Origin of the sequence: Pseudomonas sp. KCJK8993, from assembly GCF_046230915.1 — a bacterium.
GTDB classification, from domain to species: domain Bacteria; phylum Pseudomonadota; class Gammaproteobacteria; order Pseudomonadales; family Pseudomonadaceae; genus Aquipseudomonas; species Aquipseudomonas piscis.
This window is the reverse complement of the sequence record NZ_JBJJLO010000018.1, coordinates 23,117-41,037: the sequence shown is the minus strand read 5'-3', so window position 1 is coordinate 41,037 and position 17,921 is coordinate 23,117. Positions and strand designations below refer to the sequence as shown.

The window sequence follows — 17,921 nt, the reverse complement described above, 5'->3', positions numbered from 1 at the left end:
GGCGCACGAGGAGAATCGAATGCTTCCGGCTCTATGGGTTGCCAAAACCGGCCTGTCCGCCCAGGACACCAACCTGAGTGTTATTTCCAACAACCTGGCGAACGTTTCGACCACGGGTTTCAAGCGTGACCGTGCCGAGTTCCAGGACCTGCTGTACCAGATCAAGCGCCAGCCGGGTGCCCAGTCGACCCAGGACAGCGAACTGCCTTCCGGCCTGCAGGTCGGTACCGGTGTGCGCATCGTCGGCACCCAGAAGAACTTCAGTGCCGGTAGCTTGCAGACCACCCAGCAGCCGTTGGACCTGGCGATCAACGGCCGTGGCTTCTTCCAGATCCTGCAGCCCGATGGCACGACTTCCTATACCCGCGACGGCACTTTCCACCTCAATTCCAATGGCCAGATCGTCACCGCCAATGGTTTCGCCCTGGAGCCGGCGATCGTCGTACCTGACAACGCGCAGACCTTCACCGTGGGCAACGACGGCACCGTCTCCATCACCGTGGCCGGCAACCCCGCGTCCCAGGTGATCGGCAACCTGCAGACCGCCGACTTCATCAACCCGGCCGGCCTGCAAGCGCTGGGCAACAACCTGTTCCTGGAGACCGCTGCCAGTGGTGCGCCACAGATCGGCACCCCGGGCTTGAACGGCTTCGGCACCACGCTGCAGAACACCCTGGAAGCCTCCAACGTCAGCACCGTGGAAGAGATGGTCAACATGATCACCACCCAGCGGGCCTACGAGATGAACTCCAAGGTGATCTCCACCGCCGACCAGATGCTGTCGTTCGTAACGCAGAAGCTGTAATCAAGTCTTGAGGCCGTCATGAGTCGATGACGTGCCGGTAACATCGTGAGGAAGGTCATGAATCGGTTTATCTGTGTGTTAGCGCTGAGTGGGAGTGCCGTGCTCGCGGGCTGTGTCGCCCCGCCACCCAAGCCCAATGACCCTTACTACGCGCCAGTGTTGCCGCGCACGCCGCTGCCTTCGGCCTCCAACAACGGTTCGATCTACCAGGCCGGCTTCGAGCAGAGCCTGTATACCGATCGCAAGGCGTTCCGGGTCGGCGACATCATCACCATCACCCTGAACGAGCGGACCGCGGCCAGCAAGGGCGCCAACTCGGCGTCGAGCAAGAACAGCAGCAACAGCATCGGCCTGACGTCGTTGTTCGGCGCGGTGCCCAACACCAACAACCCGTTCGGCGATGGCGACCTGAGCTTGAATGCCGGCTACAAGGGTGATCGCTCTACCAAGGGCGATAGCAAGGCGGCGCAAAGCAACAGCCTGACCGGTTCGATCACCGTCACCGTGGCCGATGTGCTGCCCAACGGTATCCTCGCCGTGCGTGGCGAGAAGTGGATGACCCTCAATACCGGTGATGAGCTGGTGCGCATTGCCGGCTTGATCCGTGCGGACGATATCGCCACGGACAACACCGTGTCTTCGACCCGGGTGGCGGATGCACGTATCACCTATTCGGGAACCGGGTCGTTCGCCGACGCCAACCAGCCAGGCTGGTTCGATCGTTTCTTCCTCAGCCCGCTGTTCCCTTTCTAGGCGCACTATGTTGAATTTCAAGCACCTGATGGCGGCCGCCTTGTTGCTGTCCATGTCCCTCGGCGCCCAGGCCGAACGGCTCAAGGACATCGCCAGTATTTCCGGCGTGCGCTCCAACCAATTGATCGGCTATGGCCTGGTGGTCGGGCTCAATGGCTCGGGTGACCAGACCACCCAGACGCCGTTCACCTTGCAGACCTTCAACAACATGCTGTCGCAGTTCGGCATCAAGGTCCCGCCTGGATCGGGCAACGTGCAGCTCAAGAACGTCGCGGCAGTGTCGGTCAGTGCCGACCTGCCGGCGTTCGCCAAGCCGGGCCAGCAAGTGGATATCACGGTTTCGTCCATCGGTAACGCCAAGAGCCTGCGTGGTGGCACCCTGTTGCTGACCCCCCTCAAGGGGATCGACGGCAACGTCTACGCCATCGCCCAGGGCAACCTGGTGGTGGGTGGTTTCGATGCCGAAGGCCGGGATGGTTCCAAGATCACCGTCAACGTGCCGTCGGCGGGGCGAATCCCGGGCGGGGCCTCGGTGGAACGCGCGGTGCCCAGTGGCTTCAACCAGGGCAACAGCCTGACCCTGAACCTCAATCGTTCGGACTTCACCACCGCCAAGCGCATCGTCGACAAGATCAACGACATGCTCGGCCCGGGCGTGGCCCAGGCCATCGATGGCGGTTCGATCCGCGTGACTGCACCGCTGGACCCGAGCCAGCGGGTGGACTACCTGTCGATCCTGGAGAACCTGGAGATCGATCCGGGCCAGGCGGTGGCCAAGGTCATCATCAATTCCCGCACCGGCACCATCGTGATCGGCCAGAACGTCAAGGTCTCGCCTGCGGCGGTGACCCACGGCAGCCTGACGGTGACCATCACCGAGGATCCGATCGTCAGCCAGCCTGGTCCCCTGTCCAATGGCCAGACCGCCGTGGTGCCGCGCTCGCGGGTCAATGCCCAGCAGGAGGCCAAGCCGATGTTCAAGTTCGGCCCGGGCACTACCCTCGACGAGATCGTGCGGGCGGTGAATCAGGTGGGGGCGGCGCCAGGCGACCTGATGGCGATTCTCGAAGCCCTGAAACAGGCCGGCGCCTTGCAGGCCGACCTGATCGTGATTTGAGGGGTGGCCATGGATATACATAAGAGCGGTCTGGTCGCCAGTGGTGACTCCGGAGCCTATTCCGACCTCAATCGCCTGCAGCAACTGAAGGTTGGCGACACGAACAGCGAGGCCAACGTGCGCAAGGTGGCGCAGGAGTTCGAGTCGCTGTTCCTCAACGAAATGCTCAAGTCCATGCGCAAGGCCACCGATGTGCTGGCCCAGGACAACCCGCTCAATACCCCGACCACCAAGCAGTACCAGGACATGTACGACCAGCAGTTGGCGGTGTCCTTGTCCCGCGAGGGTGGCGGTATCGGCCTGGCCAACGTGCTGGTGCGCCAGATGATGCAGAACAAGCCAAGGGCGGCGCCCACCGGGCTGACCTCGGCACCGCCGGTCGCTGCGCCAGTCGCCACGCCGACGCCGATCGCCGCCGGTACCGCAGCCCAGGATGGTCCGCTGAGCCGGCTCAACGGCCAGCGGCCGTTGTGGGCCTCGCGTACTGCCGATCCGGTACGTACCAGCCTGGCCCACAACGACATGGCCTTGCTCAACCAGCGGCGCTTATCGCTGCCGAGCAAGCTCACCGATCGCCTGCTGGCCGGCATCGTGCCTTCGGCGGGAGGTGTGGAAGCCACTGCGCAGAACGCCGCGCCTACCCGCAATAGCGCGGCCGCCGATGCGGTGTTGCGGGGTGAGTGGCGGGTCAACCAAGGGTATGCCGCGTCCCAGGGCAAGATGCGCATCCATGGCCGGGCCGTGGCCCAGCCACCATTGGCGCCGGCCAAGCGTGCCTTCGGATCGTCCGATGAGTTCGTCGCCACCATGCTGCCGATGGCGGAGCAGGCGGCCAGGCGTATTGGTGTGGATCCACGCTACCTGGTGGCCCAGGCGGCCCTGGAAACCGGTTGGGGCAAGTCGGTCATGCGCCAGCAGGATGGTCGCAGCAGTCATAACCTGTTCGGGATCAAGGCCGGCAGCAGTTGGCAGGGCGCCCAGGCCCGGGCGATCACCAGCGAGTTTCGCAACGGTCAGATGGTCAAGGAGACGGCGGCGTTCCGTTCCTACGATTCGTACCAGGACAGCTTCCACGATCTGGTGACCTTGCTGCAGAGCAATAATCGCTATCAAGAAGTGCTGAAGGTGGCCGATAAACCAGAACAGTTTGTTCGCGAGTTGCAAAAAGCCGGGTATGCAACCGACCCGGATTACGCAAGCAAGATTTCGCAGATAGCCAAGCAGATGAAGAGTTACCAGAACTACGCTGCGGCAGGCGCTCCCACGAATTTATAAGGTCTGAATCATGAGTTTGCTCAATATCGGGATGTCCGGGCTGGCTGCCAGCCAATCGTCTTTGATGACCACGGGTAACAACATCGCCAACGCTGATACCGCCGGGTATTCGCGGCAGCAGACCGTACAGGGCACCAAGGCCTCCAGCCAGTTCGGCAACGTCTTCATCGGCACCGGCACCACCCTGGCTGACGTGCGCCGGGTGTACAACAGCTTCCTCGACGCCCAGCTGCGTACCGCGACCTCGCTCAATAGCGACGTGGCGGCTTACCAGCAGCAGATCACGCCGATCGACAAGCTGCTCTCCGAGACCGGTACCGGCATGACTGGCGCGTTGACCAAGTTCTTCGCCTCGGTGCAGAACCTCAATGCCAAGCCTACCGATGAAGCCTCCCGGCAGCTGCTGCTCAGCGATGCCCAGGCGCTGAGCAATCGCTTCAACTCGGTTTCCAGCCAGCTCAAAGAGCAGAACAACACGATCAACGGCAACCTGTCGACCATGGCCGACCAGGTCAACAAGCTCGCCACCACCGTGGCCCAGCTAAACCAGAAGATTTCCGAGCTGTCGAGCGACGGCAAGGGCATGCCCAACGACCTGCTCGACGCCCGTAACGAGACCGTGCGCCAGCTGTCCACCTTCATCGGTGTGCAAGTGTCCGAGCGTGGCTCCAGCGTCGACCTGTACCTGGGCAGCGGCCAGCCGCTGGTGATGGGCAACAGCGCCAACTCCCTGGAAGTGGTGCCGGGCAAGAACGACCCGACCCGCTCCATGTTGCAGATCAACCGCGGTAGCAGCACCGTGGACATCACTAATCTCACCACCGGTGGCGAGATCGGCGGCCTGCTGCGTTATCGCAGCGAGGTGCTGGACCCGGCGATGAACGAGCTGGGGCGCGTGGCCCTGGTGGTTGCCGACCAGATGAACAGCCAGATGGCCCAGGGCATCGACAAGAACGGTGAGTTCGGTGGCAATCTGTTCAATGACATCAACAGCGCTCGCCTGATCAGCCAGCGCAGCATCGCCAGCGCCGGTAACAACACCGCTTCGGGCAACTTCGATGTCACCATCAAGGATTCCGGCAAGCTGACCACCAGCGACTACACGGTGACCTTCAGTAGCCCGACCGACTACAGCGTCAAGCGTTCCGATGGCACTGACCTGGGCTCCTTCAGCACCACCACCAACCCACCGCCGGTCATCGATGGCTTCGCGTTGAAGCTCAATGGCAGCGCTGCCGTGGGCGACAGTTTCAAGATCACCCCGACCCGCAATGCTGCGAACGCGATCCAGACCGAGATGACCGATGCCAAGCGCCTGGCGATCGCCGCGCCGCTCAAGGCCGAGATCGCCGCCGGGGTCAAGAGCTCGCTGAGCATCGGCTCGCAGCCATCGCTGGTAACGCCGATCGACAACTACGACGCGGCCGCCAAGCTGGAAATGCAGACCGCACTGAAGAACTCCGGTCCGGTGAAAGTGGTGTTCAACGCACCTGCCGGCGGCAGCCAGACCTACGACTATTTCGATGCCAAGGGCACGAAGATGGGCAGTGGCACCATCGTTCCCGGGCAGACCAATACCCTCAACCTGAACATCAAGATGGTCGATGCCAGCGGTGCGCCGATCCTCGATGGCGCCGGTGTGCAGAAAACCTTCGCGGTGAAGATGGATGTGGCGGGTGCGCCGAACTCCGGCGACAGCATGAACATCTCGGTCAACGGCGCCGGCTCTTCGGACAACCGCAACGGCTTGGCGCTGGCCGGCTTGCAGAGCAAGCAGACCGTCGATACCGGTTCGGCGAGCAAGGGCATCACCCTGGTGGATGCCTACGGCAAGCTGATCGAGAACGTCGGCGCCAAGGCCAGCCAGGCCAAGCTCGATTCGGCCGCCAACGGGGTGATCCTGAGCAACGCCAAGGGCGCGCGTGATTCGCTGTCGGGGGTCAACCTGGATGACGAGACCGGCAACCTGGTCAAGTACCAGCAGTACTACACCGCGTCTTCGCAGATCATCAAGGCCGCGCAAACCATCTTCAGCACGCTGATCAGCAGCCTTTAAGGAGCCGTAGCCCATGCGTATTTCCACTGCTCAGTTCTTCGAGACTTCGGCTTCCAACTACCAGCGCAACTTCTCCAACGTGGTCAAGAGCAGCGAAGAGGCCAGCAGCCTGGTGCGGATCAATACCGCGGCCGACGACCCGGTAGGCGCGGCGCGCCTGCTGCAACTGGATCAGCAGGCTTCGCTGCTAGGCCAGTACAAGACCAATACCACTTCGATCAAGGCCTCCCTGGGCCAGACCGAATCGGTGATGACCAGCATCAACAACGTCCTGACCCGCGCCAAGGAACTGGCCGCCGGTGCCGGCAACGCTGGTTATACCGACAAGGACCGCCAGGCCAATGCTTCGGAGCTGGGGCAGATCGAAGAGCAGTTGCTGAGTCTGATGAATACCCAGGACGCCAACGGCAAGTACATCTTCGGCGGCTCCAAGGACGACGTGCCGCCGTTCACTCGCAACTCCGACGGCACCTACAGCTACAACGGCGACCAGAGCAGCCTGATGCTGCCGGTAGGCGATACCATGCTGATGGCCGCCAACAGCACCGGCTGGGACGTGTTCCAGAAGGCGCCCAACACCAGCCGTACCCAGGTCACCACCCAGACCGCGCCGGTTCCTGACAATGGCACGGTATTCCTGTCCAACGGCCAGATGTCCAACGCCGGCAAGTACAACACCGATTTCCGCAAGGGCGAGCCCTACAGCATATCGTTCGTCAGTGCCACCCAGCTGAAGATCACCGATGCCGCTGGCAACGACGTGACTGCCGAGGCCAGCCAGGGCGGCGTGATCGGCAACACTCCGAACCAGTCGGTGAGCTTCCGTGGTGTCGACCTGAACCTGAACGTCAACCTCAAGACGGGTGACAATGCTGCCGTGCTGCTGCCGCAGTACTCCTTCAGCCTGGGTTCCAAGCCCGATAGCTTCAACGTCGCGCGTGGCCCGGCTAACCCCAGCACCGCCCAGGTCTCCAGCGCCAGCGTGACCAACCAGGCGAACTACAATTCGACCTTCCCCAGCGGTTCGGCGGTGCTGAAGTTCACCAGCGCAACCGATTTCGATCTGTATGCCGCGCCGCTGACCGCCGACAGCAAGCCGGTATCTTCCGGCACCCTGGCAGGCAACGTGGCTACCGCGGCGGGTGTGAGCTTCAACCTGAGCGGTACCCCGGCGGCCAACGACCAGTTCAGCGTCGCGGTCAACACCCACGAGACCCAGAACATCCTGGATACCGTGAGCCAGTTGAAAAGCGCCTTGAATACTCCGACCGACGGCAACGCCGTGGCCACCCAGAAACAACTGGCCGACCTGGCTTCGGGCATGGCCAACCTGGCCAGCGGTACCGACCAGCTGACGGTCGGCATCAGTTCGGTGGGCGGCCGTGGTTCGGCCCTGGATACCCAGGTCGAGATCAATACCAACCTGGCGGCGGCCAACACCACTACCCGCTCGGCGATCGCCGATTCCGATCCTGCCGAGGTGATGACGCGCCTGACCCTGCAACAGACCATGCTGCAGGCCTCGCAGCTGGCCTTCAGCAAGATCAGCCAACTCGGCCTGTTCAACCAGGGCTGAGCCCGGCCCGTGGCGCCCTGAGCGGGGCGCCACGGCCGTCGAGCCACCAACCGTCTTTCTACAAGCGGTTCCGCAGTCCTGGCCTTGCTGCCCAGGCTCGCCGCTCGAGAGTTTCCCGCCGTGAACCAAGCGCCCCTCGTTAGCATCGTCATCCCCGCCTTCAATTCGCGTTTTTTCGCCCAGGCCCTGGAAAGTGCCCTGGCGCAGAGCTACCACCCCCTGGAAATCGTCGTGTGCGACGACAGCGCCGGCGATGACATCCAGCGTATCGTCGAAGGTCTGGTGGAGCCGGCGCATCCGGTGCGCTACCTGCGCAACCCGCGACGCCTGGGGTTGCAGCGCAACATCCTGCGGTGCGTGGAAGAGGCCCGGGGAGAGCTGCTCAAGATTCTTTGCGACGACGATCGTCTGTTCGCCCCGAGTATCGCCTTGCAAGCCCCGGCGCTGGCCGAGCATCCGGAGGTCAGCCTGGTGTGCGGGCTGCGGATATTCAGTGATGCCGGGAGCTCGGCCCTGCCCTCGCGTGTGGAAAACAGTTGTTTTTCCCTCTGCGACTCGCTGTTCAAGGGCGACGATATGCTGGCGATCCTCGAGGCTTGGCAGAGTAGCTACCTGGGTAATTTCAGTTCATCGTTGATGCGCCGTGCCGATGTGCTGGAGTTGCTGCCGGCATTGATCCAGGAAGGCGCCGGCTTTGTCGCTCTGCTGGATACGGCCTTGTTCATCTGCCTGTTGCGGCGTGGCAATCTGGTGGCGCTCAATACCGTCTTGAGCAGTGAGCGGCTTTATCCTGGCCGCCTCAGCGGAACTCCGGAAATGCTCAAGCTGGCCAGCACCGAATGGGGCTGGTTGAAGCAGATGCTGGCCGCGCGGGCCGGCGAATCGGCGCCGGCTTCCGGCTGGGTGCGCTATGTGGACCTGGTTCGGGCCCATGTGCAGCCACGCCAGTGGCAAGAGCTGTGCGTGACCCGGGTGCTGGGCAATCGCGAGACCGTGATCCATGGGCGGGTCGGTGGTGCGAGCCAGAGCTACGAGGAGTTCTATCGCGAGTGGCTGGCGAATCGCTGCTTGTCCAAACCCGAGCGGCGACACCTGCCCCAGCGTATCGAGAGCTGGCCGCGGCAGGTGCGCATCGTGCCGGTGATCCTCGATGTCGAGGGTTCCGCTAAGGCGCTCGAGCGTACCCTGGACAGCCTGGATGCCCAGTTGTATCCGCCCCGGGCGGTGCTGTTGCTGTCCGGGGCCGATTGCCCGGAGCGGCCATGGCTACTCCAGCAACCCCTGCGCAGCGATTGGTCCCGGCAGCTCAATGAGCTGGTGCCGCAATTGGAAGGCTGTGACTGGTTCTACTTGCTGCAGGCCGGTGATCGCCTGTCGGCCTCGGCGTTGCTGGTGCTGGCCGAGCGCATTGCCCATGACCCGGCAATGCTTTGCGCCTACAGCGACGAGGGAGCTCTGGTGGAAGGGGAGTCCACCGAGCCGGTATTCAAGCCTGATTTCAACCTCGACCTCATGCGTTCCTATCCCTATGTCGGGCGTGCCCTGGCTTTCTCCCGTGAGCGTTTCCTCGCCGAGGGCGGGTTCGATCCGGTTCGCGGCGAGCTGGCTGCCCACGATCTGCTCTGGCGCCTGGTGGAAGCCGCAGGGCCGCAGGCCATCGAGCATATCGCCGAGATCCAGTTGGAGTCGGAGTTTTCCTTCGCCCAATGGTTGTCGCGGCCACAGGTGATAGAGGCCAGCGAGGGGTTGGTGAGTGCCCACTTGCAGCGTATCGGCGTGGAGCACCGGATCTGCCACGATGATCTGCCATTGCTCAATCGCATCGATTACTTGCATGGCAAACGTCCGCTGGTGTCGATCATCGTTACTTGTGGTGATTCCTTGGCCACCTTGCAGCGTTGCGTCGAAAGCCTGGTCGAGCAGACGGCCTACAACCACTACGAGATTCTGCTGGTGGATTCCGGTAGTCGCGATCCGGCCATGGCCGGCTGGCTGACGGCCATGGCGCAGTTGGGGGCTTCCTTGCTGCGCGTGCTGCCCTACGACGGCCCCGCCGGGCAGGCGGCCTTGATCAACGCCGTCGCGACCCAGGCCCGTGGCGAGTACCTGCTGTTGCTCAGCCATGATGCGCGGATCTGTAGCGGCGACTGGCTGGACGAGCTACTCAACCAGGCCCAGCGTCCGGAAGTAGGGGTGGTGGGAGCGCGGATCCTGGCGGACGATGGCTCCATCCTGCATGCCGGGCAGGTACTGGGGCTGGCCGGCCCGGTGGGCTCGCCCTTCGTCGGGGAAGCCTTCGGTGCCCGTGGCTACATGCAGCGTTTGCAGGTGGTACAGAACTGGAGTGCGGTCAGTGCCGATTGCCTGATGGTGCGAAAGGAGGTCTTCGACAGTGTTGGTGGCCTGGACCAGGAGGATTTCACTGGGGCTCTGGGGGCTGCCGATTTGTGCCTGCGAATCGACCGTAGTGGCTACCTGGTGGTCTGGACTCCCTATGCCACCTTGATGTGGGGGGCCGCCTCGGAGGTCGAGAGGTCTGTGGCGCAGCAGGCGCAGGTGGTCGACCAGGAGATCTTCCATAGCCGCTGGTTGCCGAGGATCGCCCGTGATCCGGCCTACAATCCGGCCCTGAGCCTGGGGTTCTCCAGCTTCAGCCTGGAGCCGACGTTGCGCAACAACTGGAACCCGTTCAGCAGTCGTGACCTGCCCCTGATCCTGGGATTGCCGGTCAACAGCACCGCAGCCGGTCATTACCGGGTCACTGGGCCGCTCAGTGCCCTGGAGGAGTCCGGCCGGGTGATCGCCCGGGTGTCCTACGAGTCGCCCTCGACGGTCGAGATCGAGCGTCTGTCTCCCGATACCATCGTGCTTCAAGGACGCTACAGCGAGGGGGCAGTCAACGACATCCTGCGCATGAAAAAGTATTCCAGCGCGCTGCGGATCTACGAGCTTGACGACTATGTGATCAGTGCGCCGAAGAAGAACAGCCACACCCGCAACAAGCCTGCCAATACCGAGCAAATGGTGCGTGATGGCATCGCCTTGTGCGATCGGGTGGTGGTGACCACCCAACCCCTGGCCGACGCGTTGTCCAGCATGCACAGCGATATCCGGGTGGTGCCCAACATGCTCGCACCGGACCCCTGGGCGACCCTGACCAGTCGCCGGGCTACTTCCAGCAAGCCACGGGTGGGCTGGGGCGGTGGCACCAGCCATACCGGCGATCTGGAAATCATCGCCGATGTGGTGCGCGAGCTGGCCAACGACGTGGAGTGGGTGTTCTTCGGGATGTGCCCTGATGAGCTGCGTCCGTATGTGCATGAGTTCTATCCGGCGATCAACTTGCAGAATTATCCGTACAAGCTGGCCAGCCTGAACCTGGACCTGGCCCTGGCGCCCCTGGAGTTCCATATCTTCAACGACTGCAAGAGCAACCTGCGGCTCCTGGAGTACGGTGCTTGCGGCTACCCGGTGATCTGCACCGACACCGAGGCCTATCGCGGTTTCCTGCCGTGCACCAGGGTCTACAGCAACAGCACCGAGGAGTGGTTGCAGGCGATCCGCATGCACCTGGCCGACCCGGCCGCCAGCTATCGCATGGGCGATGAGCTGCGCGAAGCGGTGCATCGCGATTTCATGCTGCGCAGCGATAACCTGCAGCACTGGCTGTGGGGCTGGCTGCCGGACTGACCCGCTAGTCGAAGAAACCAGGCCATGTCGGCCTGGTTTTTTTTCGCCCGTTTTTTTGGGGTGGCCTGGGTTCCGGTTCGAATACCGGCTCTGGGCATGTTCTCCTCCCGGCTCTTGTCGGGCAGGCCCGGTGCAGCCTGGACGAATAGCTGGCGCGTTTCCTGCAAGCCCCCATGGCAATCGCCATAAAACGAGCGTTTCCGGCTCGTTCGTCAGTGCAGAGCATGCCTTGGGCATCTCATTCGGGGCCCCGCCGGGCCGCTTCGATCCGGCGATGGGTGCAGATGAGTCAGAAGGGGGGAAAATGAAGGCAGTAATTCTGGCAGGTGGATTGGGCACGCGTATCAGCGAGGAATCCCACCTCAAGCCCAAGCCCATGATCGAGATCGGTGGCAAGCCAATTCTTTGGCACATCATGAAGCAGTATTCCGCCCATGGGATCCATGATTTCGTGATTTGCCTGGGCTACAAGGGCTACGCGATCAAGGACTTCTTTGCCAACTACTTCCTGCACACCTCGGATGTGACCTTCGACATGCGCAACAACCGCATGGACGTGCACCAGAACTACAGCGAGCCCTGGAGCGTGACGCTGATCGACACCGGCGAGGAGACCATGACCGGCGGACGCCTACGCCGGGCCGGACGCTACCTGCAGGATGAAGAGGCGTTCTGCTTCACCTACGGCGATGGCGTATCGGATCTGGATATCGGTGCGCTGGTGCAGTTCCACAAGGCCCACGGCAAGCTGGCTACGGTCACCGCGGTGCAGCCGCCCGGCCGCTACGGTGCCTTGGAGCGCGATGGCGACCAGGTCCGGGGCTTCGTCGAGAAACCCCGTGGCGACGGTGGCTGGATCAACGGCGGGTTTTTCGTCCTTTCACCCAAGGTGCTGCCCTACATCCAGGGCGACAGCACCACCTGGGAAGCGGAGCCGCTGATGCAATTGGCCCGGGACCAGCAATTGCGGGCCTTCGAGCACAACGGTTTCTGGCAGCCGATGGATACCCTGCGTGACAAGAACCACCTTGAGCAACTCTGGCAAAGCGGGGAGGCCCCGTGGAAGCAGTGGGACTGAGTGCGCAATTCTGGCGGGGCAAGCGTGTCCTGCTCACCGGCCATACCGGCTTCAAGGGCAGTTGGCTGAGCCTGTGGCTGCAAGGCATGGGGGCCCAGGTCAGCGGCTTCGCCCTGGATCCGGGGACCGAGCCGAGCCTGTTCGAGCTGGCTCGAGTGGCCGAGGGCATCGAGGACCATCGTGGTGACCTGCGCGACCTGGGCCGCCTGCTGGAACTGATGGCCCGGGTAGAGCCGGAAATCGTCCTGCACCTGGCCGCCCAGCCGCTGGTACGCGAAGCCTATCGTGACCCGTTGGGGACTTATTCGAGCAACGTCATGGGAACCCTGAACCTGCTGGAGGCGATCCGCCAGGTCGGTGGGGTGCGGGCTTGTGTGCTGGTGACCACCGACAAGGTCTACGCCAACCAGGAGTGGCTGTGGCCCTACCGGGAAAACGAGCCCCTGGGCGGGCACGATCCCTACAGCAGCAGCAAGGCTTGCTGCGAGTTGCTGGCCCAGTCCTACGCGTCATCGTTCTTTTCTGTCCAGCGCTATGAGGAGCACGGCCTGGCCTTGGCTACGGCGCGTGCGGGCAATGTCCTGGGCGGCGGTGATTTCGCGCCCGAGCGGTTGATCCCCGATGTACTCAAGGCCTGGTCCGCCGATGAGCCGGTGATCTTGCGTTATCCCCAGGCGGTGCGCCCCTGGCAGCATGCCCTGGAGCCGCTGGCCGGTTACCTGCAACTGGCCGCCAGGCTGTACCAGCAGGGGCCGGAGTTCGCCGGGGCCTGGAACTTCGGACCCGGCGAACAGGACATGTGCAGTGTCGGCGACGTGGTGGAGTTGTTGGCCCGGCGTTGGCCGGCCGCGCCGGGCCTGCGTATCGAACCCAGCGAGTTGCACGAAGCCGGGCTGTTGCGCCTGGACAGCAGTCGCGCGCGCCAGGTGCTGGGCTGGCAGCCGCGCTGGAGCCTGGAGCAGTGCCTGGCACAGACCCTGGATTGGCACCTGGCGTGGAAGAGCGGTGCCGACATGCGCGCCGTTACCCTGGGGCAACTGGATCTGTACCGAGGTGTGCTGTGAGCGAATTCCAGGTCCTGGCCCTGCCATTGCCCGGACTGTATGAAGTGCGCCACAAGCGTTTCGAGGACCAGCGTGGGCATTTCTCCCGACTGTTCTGCGAAGGCAGCTTGAGCGCGTTCGGCCAGCCGTTCCACATCCGCCAGATCAACCATTCCTGCACCCGCGAACGAGGCAGTGTGCGGGGCTTGCATTACCAGACCGCGGCCCGGCCCGAGGCCAAGCTCATCACCTGCCTGCGTGGCGAGGTCTGGGACGTGGCGGTGGACCTGCGTAGCGACTCGCCGACCTTCCTGCACTGGCATGCCGAACACCTGCGCGCGGGTGACGGTCGCAGCCTGTTGTTGCCTGCCGGTTTCGCCCATGGCTTCCAGACCCTGAGCGACGATGCCGAGTTGCTGTACCTGCACAGCGCCGACTATGCCCCGGACCATGAGGCGGGTTTGTCGGTACTGGATCCGAGGCTGGCGATCGATTGGCCACTGCCTGTCAATAATCTGTCGAGCCGTGATGCCAGCCATCCGTTGCTCGATGCCGCCTTCGCTGGAGTGAAACTATGAATTGCCGCGGTTGTGGCGCCTGCCTGAGCCTGCCCCTGATCGACCTGGGCACGTCGCCGCCGTCCAATGCCTACTTGCGCGAGGGACAACTGGACCAGGCCGAGCAATGGGTGCCGCTCAAGGTCCAGGTCTGCCAGCGGTGCTGGTTGGTGCAGACCGAGGATTACACCCGCGCCGACCATCTGTTCGACGCCGACTACGCTTACTTCAGCTCGTTCTCCAGCACCTGGCTCAAGCATGCCCAGGGCTACGTGGCGCAGATGGTCGAGCGTTTCGGGCTCGATGCGCAGAGCCGGGTGGTCGAGGTCGCGGCGAACGATGGCTACCTGTTGCAGTACGTGGCCGAGCGCGGCATTCCCTGCCTGGGGGTCGAGCCGACTCGCAGTACCGCCCAGGCGGCGCGGGACAAGGGCTTGCTGATTCGTGAATCGTTCTTCGGCCTGGACACCGCCCGCCAATTGGTGGAGGAGGGCTGGGCCGCGGACCTGATGGCGGCCAATAACGTCTTGGCCCATGTCCCGGACATCAACGACTTCCTGGCCGGATTCGCCGCCTTGCTCAAGCCAGCGGGCGTGGCTACCTTCGAATTCCCGCAACTGCTGAGCCTGATGGCCGGGCAGCAATTCGACACCCTGTACCACGAACACTATTCCTACCTGTCGCTGATCGCGGTCCAGGCGTTGTGCCAGCGCAATGGCCTGGAAGTCTTCGATGTGCAGACCCTGGCGACCCACGGCGGTTCGCTGCGGGTCTTCGTCCAGCGCCAGGAGGCCTCGCGCCGGCCGGTGCACGACAGTGTCGCCCAGCAACTGCGGTTGGAGCGCGAGGCCGGGGTCGACACTGCCGGTTACTACGGGACCCTGGCGCCGGCCGCCGAGCGGATCAAGCATGAGCTGCTGCGCTTCCTGCTCCAGGCCAAGGCCGAGGGCAAGCGCGTGGTGGGCTATGGCGCGGCGGCCAAGGGCAACACCTTGCTCAACTACGCCGGGGTCCGTTCCGACCTGCTGGCCTGGGTTGCCGATGCCAGCCCGCACAAGCAGGGCAAGTTCCTGCCCGGCAGCCGGATTCCGGTCGTCGCCCCCGAGCGCATCGACCAGGAGCGGCCGGACTATGTGCTGGTGCTGCCATGGAACCTGCTCGCCGAGGTCAGCGAGCAACTGGCCCAGGTTCGCCAGTGGGGCGCGCGCTTCGTGATCGCCGTACCCGAGTTGAAGCTGCTGTGAGCGCCATGACGGTCCTGGTCACCGGTGCCACGGGTTTCGTCGGCCAGCATCTGGTCACGGCGCTGCTGGCCCGGGGTTGCCGGGTACGTGCCGTGGCCCGGAACCTGGACAAGGCGCAGCGGTTGCCATGGTTCGATGCCGTGGAGTTTCGTGCGCAGGACGTGCATGACGCGAGCCTCGACATGGCGGCGCTGGTGGATGGGGTCGATGCCCTGGCCCACCTGGCCTGGCCCGGGTTGCCCGACTACCGGGCGCTGTTCCACCTGGAGCACAACCTGATGGCCGACTACCGCTTCATCAAGGCAGTGGTCGAGGCGGGAGTGCCCCAGGTGCTGGTCACCGGCACCTGCTTCGAATACGGCATGCAGAGCGGGCCGCTGGACGAGCAGGCCGAGGCCCGGCCAGACAATCCCTATGGCCTGGCCAAGCACAGCCTGCATCTGTTCCTCCAGGCCCTGCGCCAGCAGTTGCCGTTCAATCTGCAATGGGCCCGGCTGTTCTACCTGCACGGCCCGGGGCAGAACCCCAGGAGCCTGCTGGCGGCGCTGGACCGCGCCATCGATGCCGGCGATCCGGTCTTCGACATGTCCGGTGGCGAGCAACTGCGCGACTACCTGGCCATCGAGGAGGCCGCCGGTCACCTGGCGGCATTGCTCCAACGGCGGGATTTTTCCGGGGTGGTCAACTGTTCCAGCGGACGGCCGATATCCGTGCGTGCGCTGGTGGAGCAGCGCATTGCCGAGCGCCGCTCGGCGATCCGCCCGAACTTGGGTCACTACCCCTATCCCGACTACGAACCCATGGCGTTCTGGGGCTTGAACCAGCGCCTGCTGCAATTGACAGGAGCCGAACATGGCGCATGAGTTGTATCGGGTCGCCGACCTGCCGGTCTTGCAGAACCGGACTTTCGCCGATGCCCGCAGTGCCCGGCAGTCTGCCAGCGCGGACATGATCCTGGTGCAGGACCTTGAGAGCGGGCTGATCTACAACCAGGCCTTCGATGCCGACAAGCTCAGCTATGACAGCGACTATCAGAACGAACAGGCGCATTCGGCGCAGTTCCAGCAACACCTGATGGCTGTCGAGGGCATCGTCGCTCGTCATTTCAAGGACCGGCAACTGATCGAAGTCGGTTGCGGCAAGGGCTACTTCCTCGAACTGCTGCGCGGCCTGGGCTACTCGATCACCGGCATCGACCCCGCTTACGAGGGCGATAATCCGCAGGTGATCAAGGCGCCTTTCACGCGCCAGCTGGGGTTGTCCGCCGAGGCCATCGTGTTGCGTCACGTGCTGGAGCACATCGCCGATCCGCTGGCTTTCCTGCAGGCCATCGCCGAAGCCAACCAGGGTGGGCAGATCTACATCGAGGTGCCCTGTTTCGACTGGATCCTCGAGCACCAGGCCTGGTTCGACGTGTTCTACGAGCATGTGAACTATTTCCGCCTCGAAGACTTGCAGCGGATGTTCGGCACCGTGCACGAGGCCGGGCATCTGTTCGGCGGCCAGTACCTGTATGTGGTGGCAGACCTGGGCAGCCTCAAGGCGCGCCTGCAAGCGCCCGAGCGACCCTTGCAGATGCCGGCTGGTTTCACCGCCAGCCTCGAGCGGGCCAAGCGCATCATCGAGTCGGCGCCGGGGACCGGCGCCGGCATCTGGGGCGCGTCCTCCAAGGGCGTGATCTATTCGCTGTTCCTGCAACGAGCCGGGGTGACAGTGGACCAGGTGGTGGATATCAACCCCGCCAAGCAGGGCCGCTACCTGCCGCTGAGCGGCATGCGCGTGTCCTCACCGCAGGAGGCCATGGAGGCGCTGCCGGCGCAGGCCAACCTGTTCGTGATGAACTCCAACTACCTAGAAGAAATCAAGCGCATGACCGATGGCCGTTATGTCTATCACGCCGTCGACAGCGCGTCGTTCCGATAATTTGCCTCGAGAAACCGAACATGAGCGAGAACAACGTCATTCAAGCCTTCGAACAAGAGTGCCAGGCGCAGGTCAGCGCCCAGGGCCAGGATGAGAAGCTCAAGGGGCTGGCCCGGGACTTCTTCAACCAGTCCGCGCAGCACAAGTACAGCTACCACTTCTCCTGGATGGGCCGGCCGATCATCCAGCTGCCCCAGGACATGCTGGCGATGCAGGAGATCATCTGGCGGGTCAAGCCGGACCTGGTGATCGAGTGCGGTATCGCCCACGGCGGGTCGATCATCTACTACGCCTCGCTGCTGGAGTTGCAGGGCCATGGCGAGGTGCTGGGCATCGACCTGGATATCCGTCCGCACAACCGTGAGGCCATCGAGCAGCACCCGATGAGCAAGCGTATCCGCATGATCGAGGGCTCGAGCATCGATCCGGCCATCGCCGAACAGGTGCGGGCCGCGGCAGCCGGCAAGAAGGTGATCCTGGTGCTGGACTCCAACCACACCCATGAGCACGTGCTCGAAGAGCTGCGCCTGTATGCGCCGCTGGTGTCGGTGGACAGCTACTGCGTGGTGATGGATACCGTGGTCGAGGACATGCCGGCGGATTTCTTCCCGGATCGTCCATGGGGCCCGGGCGACAACCCGAAGACCGCGGTCTGGGCCTACCTGGAAGAGAATCGCGATTTCGAGATCGACCAGCAGATGCAGAACAAGCTGCTGCTGACCGTGGCGCCGGACGGCTACCTGCGCCGGGTTCGCTGAACATCAATGGTTGCAGCAGGCTGTCGGCCGGTTGTGGGGAAATACC

14 protein-coding genes are annotated in these 17,921 nt (G+C 63.6%); all 14 read left to right on the top strand.

The window, feature by feature from the left end; genetic code table 11:
• The first annotated feature begins 19 nt into the window (after positions 1–19).
• The 14 genes from flgG (at position 20) to ACK6AU_RS08675 (ending at position 17,875) form a co-directional block, all read left to right on the top strand.
• Positions 20–805, top strand: coding sequence for a flagellar basal-body rod protein FlgG (flgG, locus tag ACK6AU_RS08740; protein WP_185700740.1), 786 nt, complete (start codon positions 20–22; stop codon positions 803–805).
• Between the two features lie 57 nt (positions 806–862).
• Positions 863–1,558: a flagellar basal body L-ring protein FlgH gene (flgH, locus tag ACK6AU_RS08735; RefSeq protein WP_152896948.1), complete on the top strand. Its 696-nt coding sequence runs from the start codon at positions 863–865 to the stop codon at positions 1,556–1,558.
• Positions 1,559–1,565: 7 nt separating this feature from the next.
• On the top strand, positions 1,566–2,675 hold the full coding sequence (locus ACK6AU_RS08730; RefSeq protein WP_185700739.1) for a flagellar basal body P-ring protein FlgI: 1,110 nt from the start codon (positions 1,566–1,568) through the stop codon (positions 2,673–2,675).
• A 9-nt stretch (positions 2,676–2,684) separates the two neighbouring features.
• Positions 2,685–3,950, top strand: a complete 1,266-nt coding sequence (flgJ, locus tag ACK6AU_RS08725) for a flagellar assembly peptidoglycan hydrolase FlgJ (protein WP_185700738.1) — start codon at positions 2,685–2,687, stop codon at positions 3,948–3,950.
• Positions 3,951–3,960: 10 nt separating this feature from the next.
• Positions 3,961–6,006 (top strand): flagellar hook-associated protein FlgK, encoded by a 2,046-nt coding sequence (gene flgK, locus ACK6AU_RS08720; RefSeq protein ID WP_185700737.1) that lies wholly within the window; start codon positions 3,961–3,963, stop codon positions 6,004–6,006.
• A gap of 13 nt (positions 6,007–6,019) precedes the next feature.
• Positions 6,020–7,582, top strand: coding sequence for a flagellar hook-associated protein 3 (locus ACK6AU_RS08715; RefSeq protein WP_409298842.1), 1,563 nt, complete (start codon positions 6,020–6,022; stop codon positions 7,580–7,582).
• Between the two features lie 120 nt (positions 7,583–7,702).
• Positions 7,703–11,272: a glycosyltransferase gene (locus tag ACK6AU_RS08710; RefSeq protein ID WP_409298840.1), complete on the top strand. Its 3,570-nt coding sequence runs from the start codon at positions 7,703–7,705 to the stop codon at positions 11,270–11,272.
• 304 nt (positions 11,273–11,576) lie between these two features.
• Positions 11,577–12,350, top strand: coding sequence for a glucose-1-phosphate cytidylyltransferase (gene rfbF / locus ACK6AU_RS08705; RefSeq protein ID WP_185700734.1), 774 nt, complete (start codon positions 11,577–11,579; stop codon positions 12,348–12,350).
• Positions 12,332–13,414, top strand: coding sequence for a CDP-glucose 4,6-dehydratase (rfbG, locus tag ACK6AU_RS08700; protein ID WP_185700733.1), 1,083 nt, complete (start codon positions 12,332–12,334; stop codon positions 13,412–13,414). Before rfbF ends, rfbG begins: the two co-directional genes overlap by 19 nt.
• Entirely contained in the window at positions 13,411–13,971 is a 561-nt protein-coding gene (locus ACK6AU_RS08695) for a dTDP-4-dehydrorhamnose 3,5-epimerase family protein (RefSeq protein WP_185700732.1), read from the top strand. The genes rfbG and ACK6AU_RS08695 overlap by 4 nt, the downstream gene beginning before the upstream one ends.
• Positions 13,968–15,194: a class I SAM-dependent methyltransferase gene (locus ACK6AU_RS08690; protein ID WP_185700731.1), complete on the top strand. Its 1,227-nt coding sequence runs from the start codon at positions 13,968–13,970 to the stop codon at positions 15,192–15,194. Before ACK6AU_RS08695 ends, ACK6AU_RS08690 begins: the two co-directional genes overlap by 4 nt.
• A 5-nt stretch (positions 15,195–15,199) precedes the next feature.
• Positions 15,200–16,057: an NAD(P)-dependent oxidoreductase gene (locus ACK6AU_RS08685; RefSeq protein ID WP_185700744.1), complete on the top strand. Its 858-nt coding sequence runs from the start codon at positions 15,200–15,202 to the stop codon at positions 16,055–16,057.
• A complete protein-coding gene (locus tag ACK6AU_RS08680; RefSeq protein ID WP_185700730.1) occupies positions 16,047–17,117 on the top strand; it encodes a class I SAM-dependent methyltransferase in 1,071 nt (356 codons plus the stop codon). The genes ACK6AU_RS08685 and ACK6AU_RS08680 overlap by 11 nt, the downstream gene beginning before the upstream one ends.
• 20 nt (positions 17,118–17,137) lie before the next feature.
• On the top strand, positions 17,138–17,875 hold the full coding sequence (locus ACK6AU_RS08675; protein WP_185700729.1) for a cephalosporin hydroxylase family protein: 738 nt from the start codon (positions 17,138–17,140) through the stop codon (positions 17,873–17,875).
• Positions 17,876–17,921: the final 46 nt, after the last annotated feature.

Coding starts and splice junctions, on each gene's coding strand:
- flgG (WP_185700740.1), top strand. CDS start 20: ATGCTTCCGGCTCTATGGGTTGCCAAAACCGGCCTGTCCGCCCAGGAC.
- flgH (WP_152896948.1), top strand. CDS start 863: ATGAATCGGTTTATCTGTGTGTTAGCGCTGAGTGGGAGTGCCGTGCTC.
- ACK6AU_RS08730 (WP_185700739.1), top strand. CDS start 1,566: ATGTTGAATTTCAAGCACCTGATGGCGGCCGCCTTGTTGCTGTCCATG.
- flgJ (WP_185700738.1), top strand. CDS start 2,685: ATGGATATACATAAGAGCGGTCTGGTCGCCAGTGGTGACTCCGGAGCC.
- flgK (WP_185700737.1), top strand. CDS start 3,961: ATGAGTTTGCTCAATATCGGGATGTCCGGGCTGGCTGCCAGCCAATCG.
- ACK6AU_RS08715 (WP_409298842.1), top strand. CDS start 6,020: ATGCGTATTTCCACTGCTCAGTTCTTCGAGACTTCGGCTTCCAACTAC.
- rfbF (WP_185700734.1), top strand. CDS start 11,577: ATGAAGGCAGTAATTCTGGCAGGTGGATTGGGCACGCGTATCAGCGAG.
- ACK6AU_RS08690 (WP_185700731.1), top strand. CDS start 13,968: ATGAATTGCCGCGGTTGTGGCGCCTGCCTGAGCCTGCCCCTGATCGAC.
- ACK6AU_RS08685 (WP_185700744.1), top strand. CDS start 15,200: ATGACGGTCCTGGTCACCGGTGCCACGGGTTTCGTCGGCCAGCATCTG.
- ACK6AU_RS08680 (WP_185700730.1), top strand. CDS start 16,047: ATGGCGCATGAGTTGTATCGGGTCGCCGACCTGCCGGTCTTGCAGAAC.
- ACK6AU_RS08675 (WP_185700729.1), top strand. CDS start 17,138: ATGAGCGAGAACAACGTCATTCAAGCCTTCGAACAAGAGTGCCAGGCG.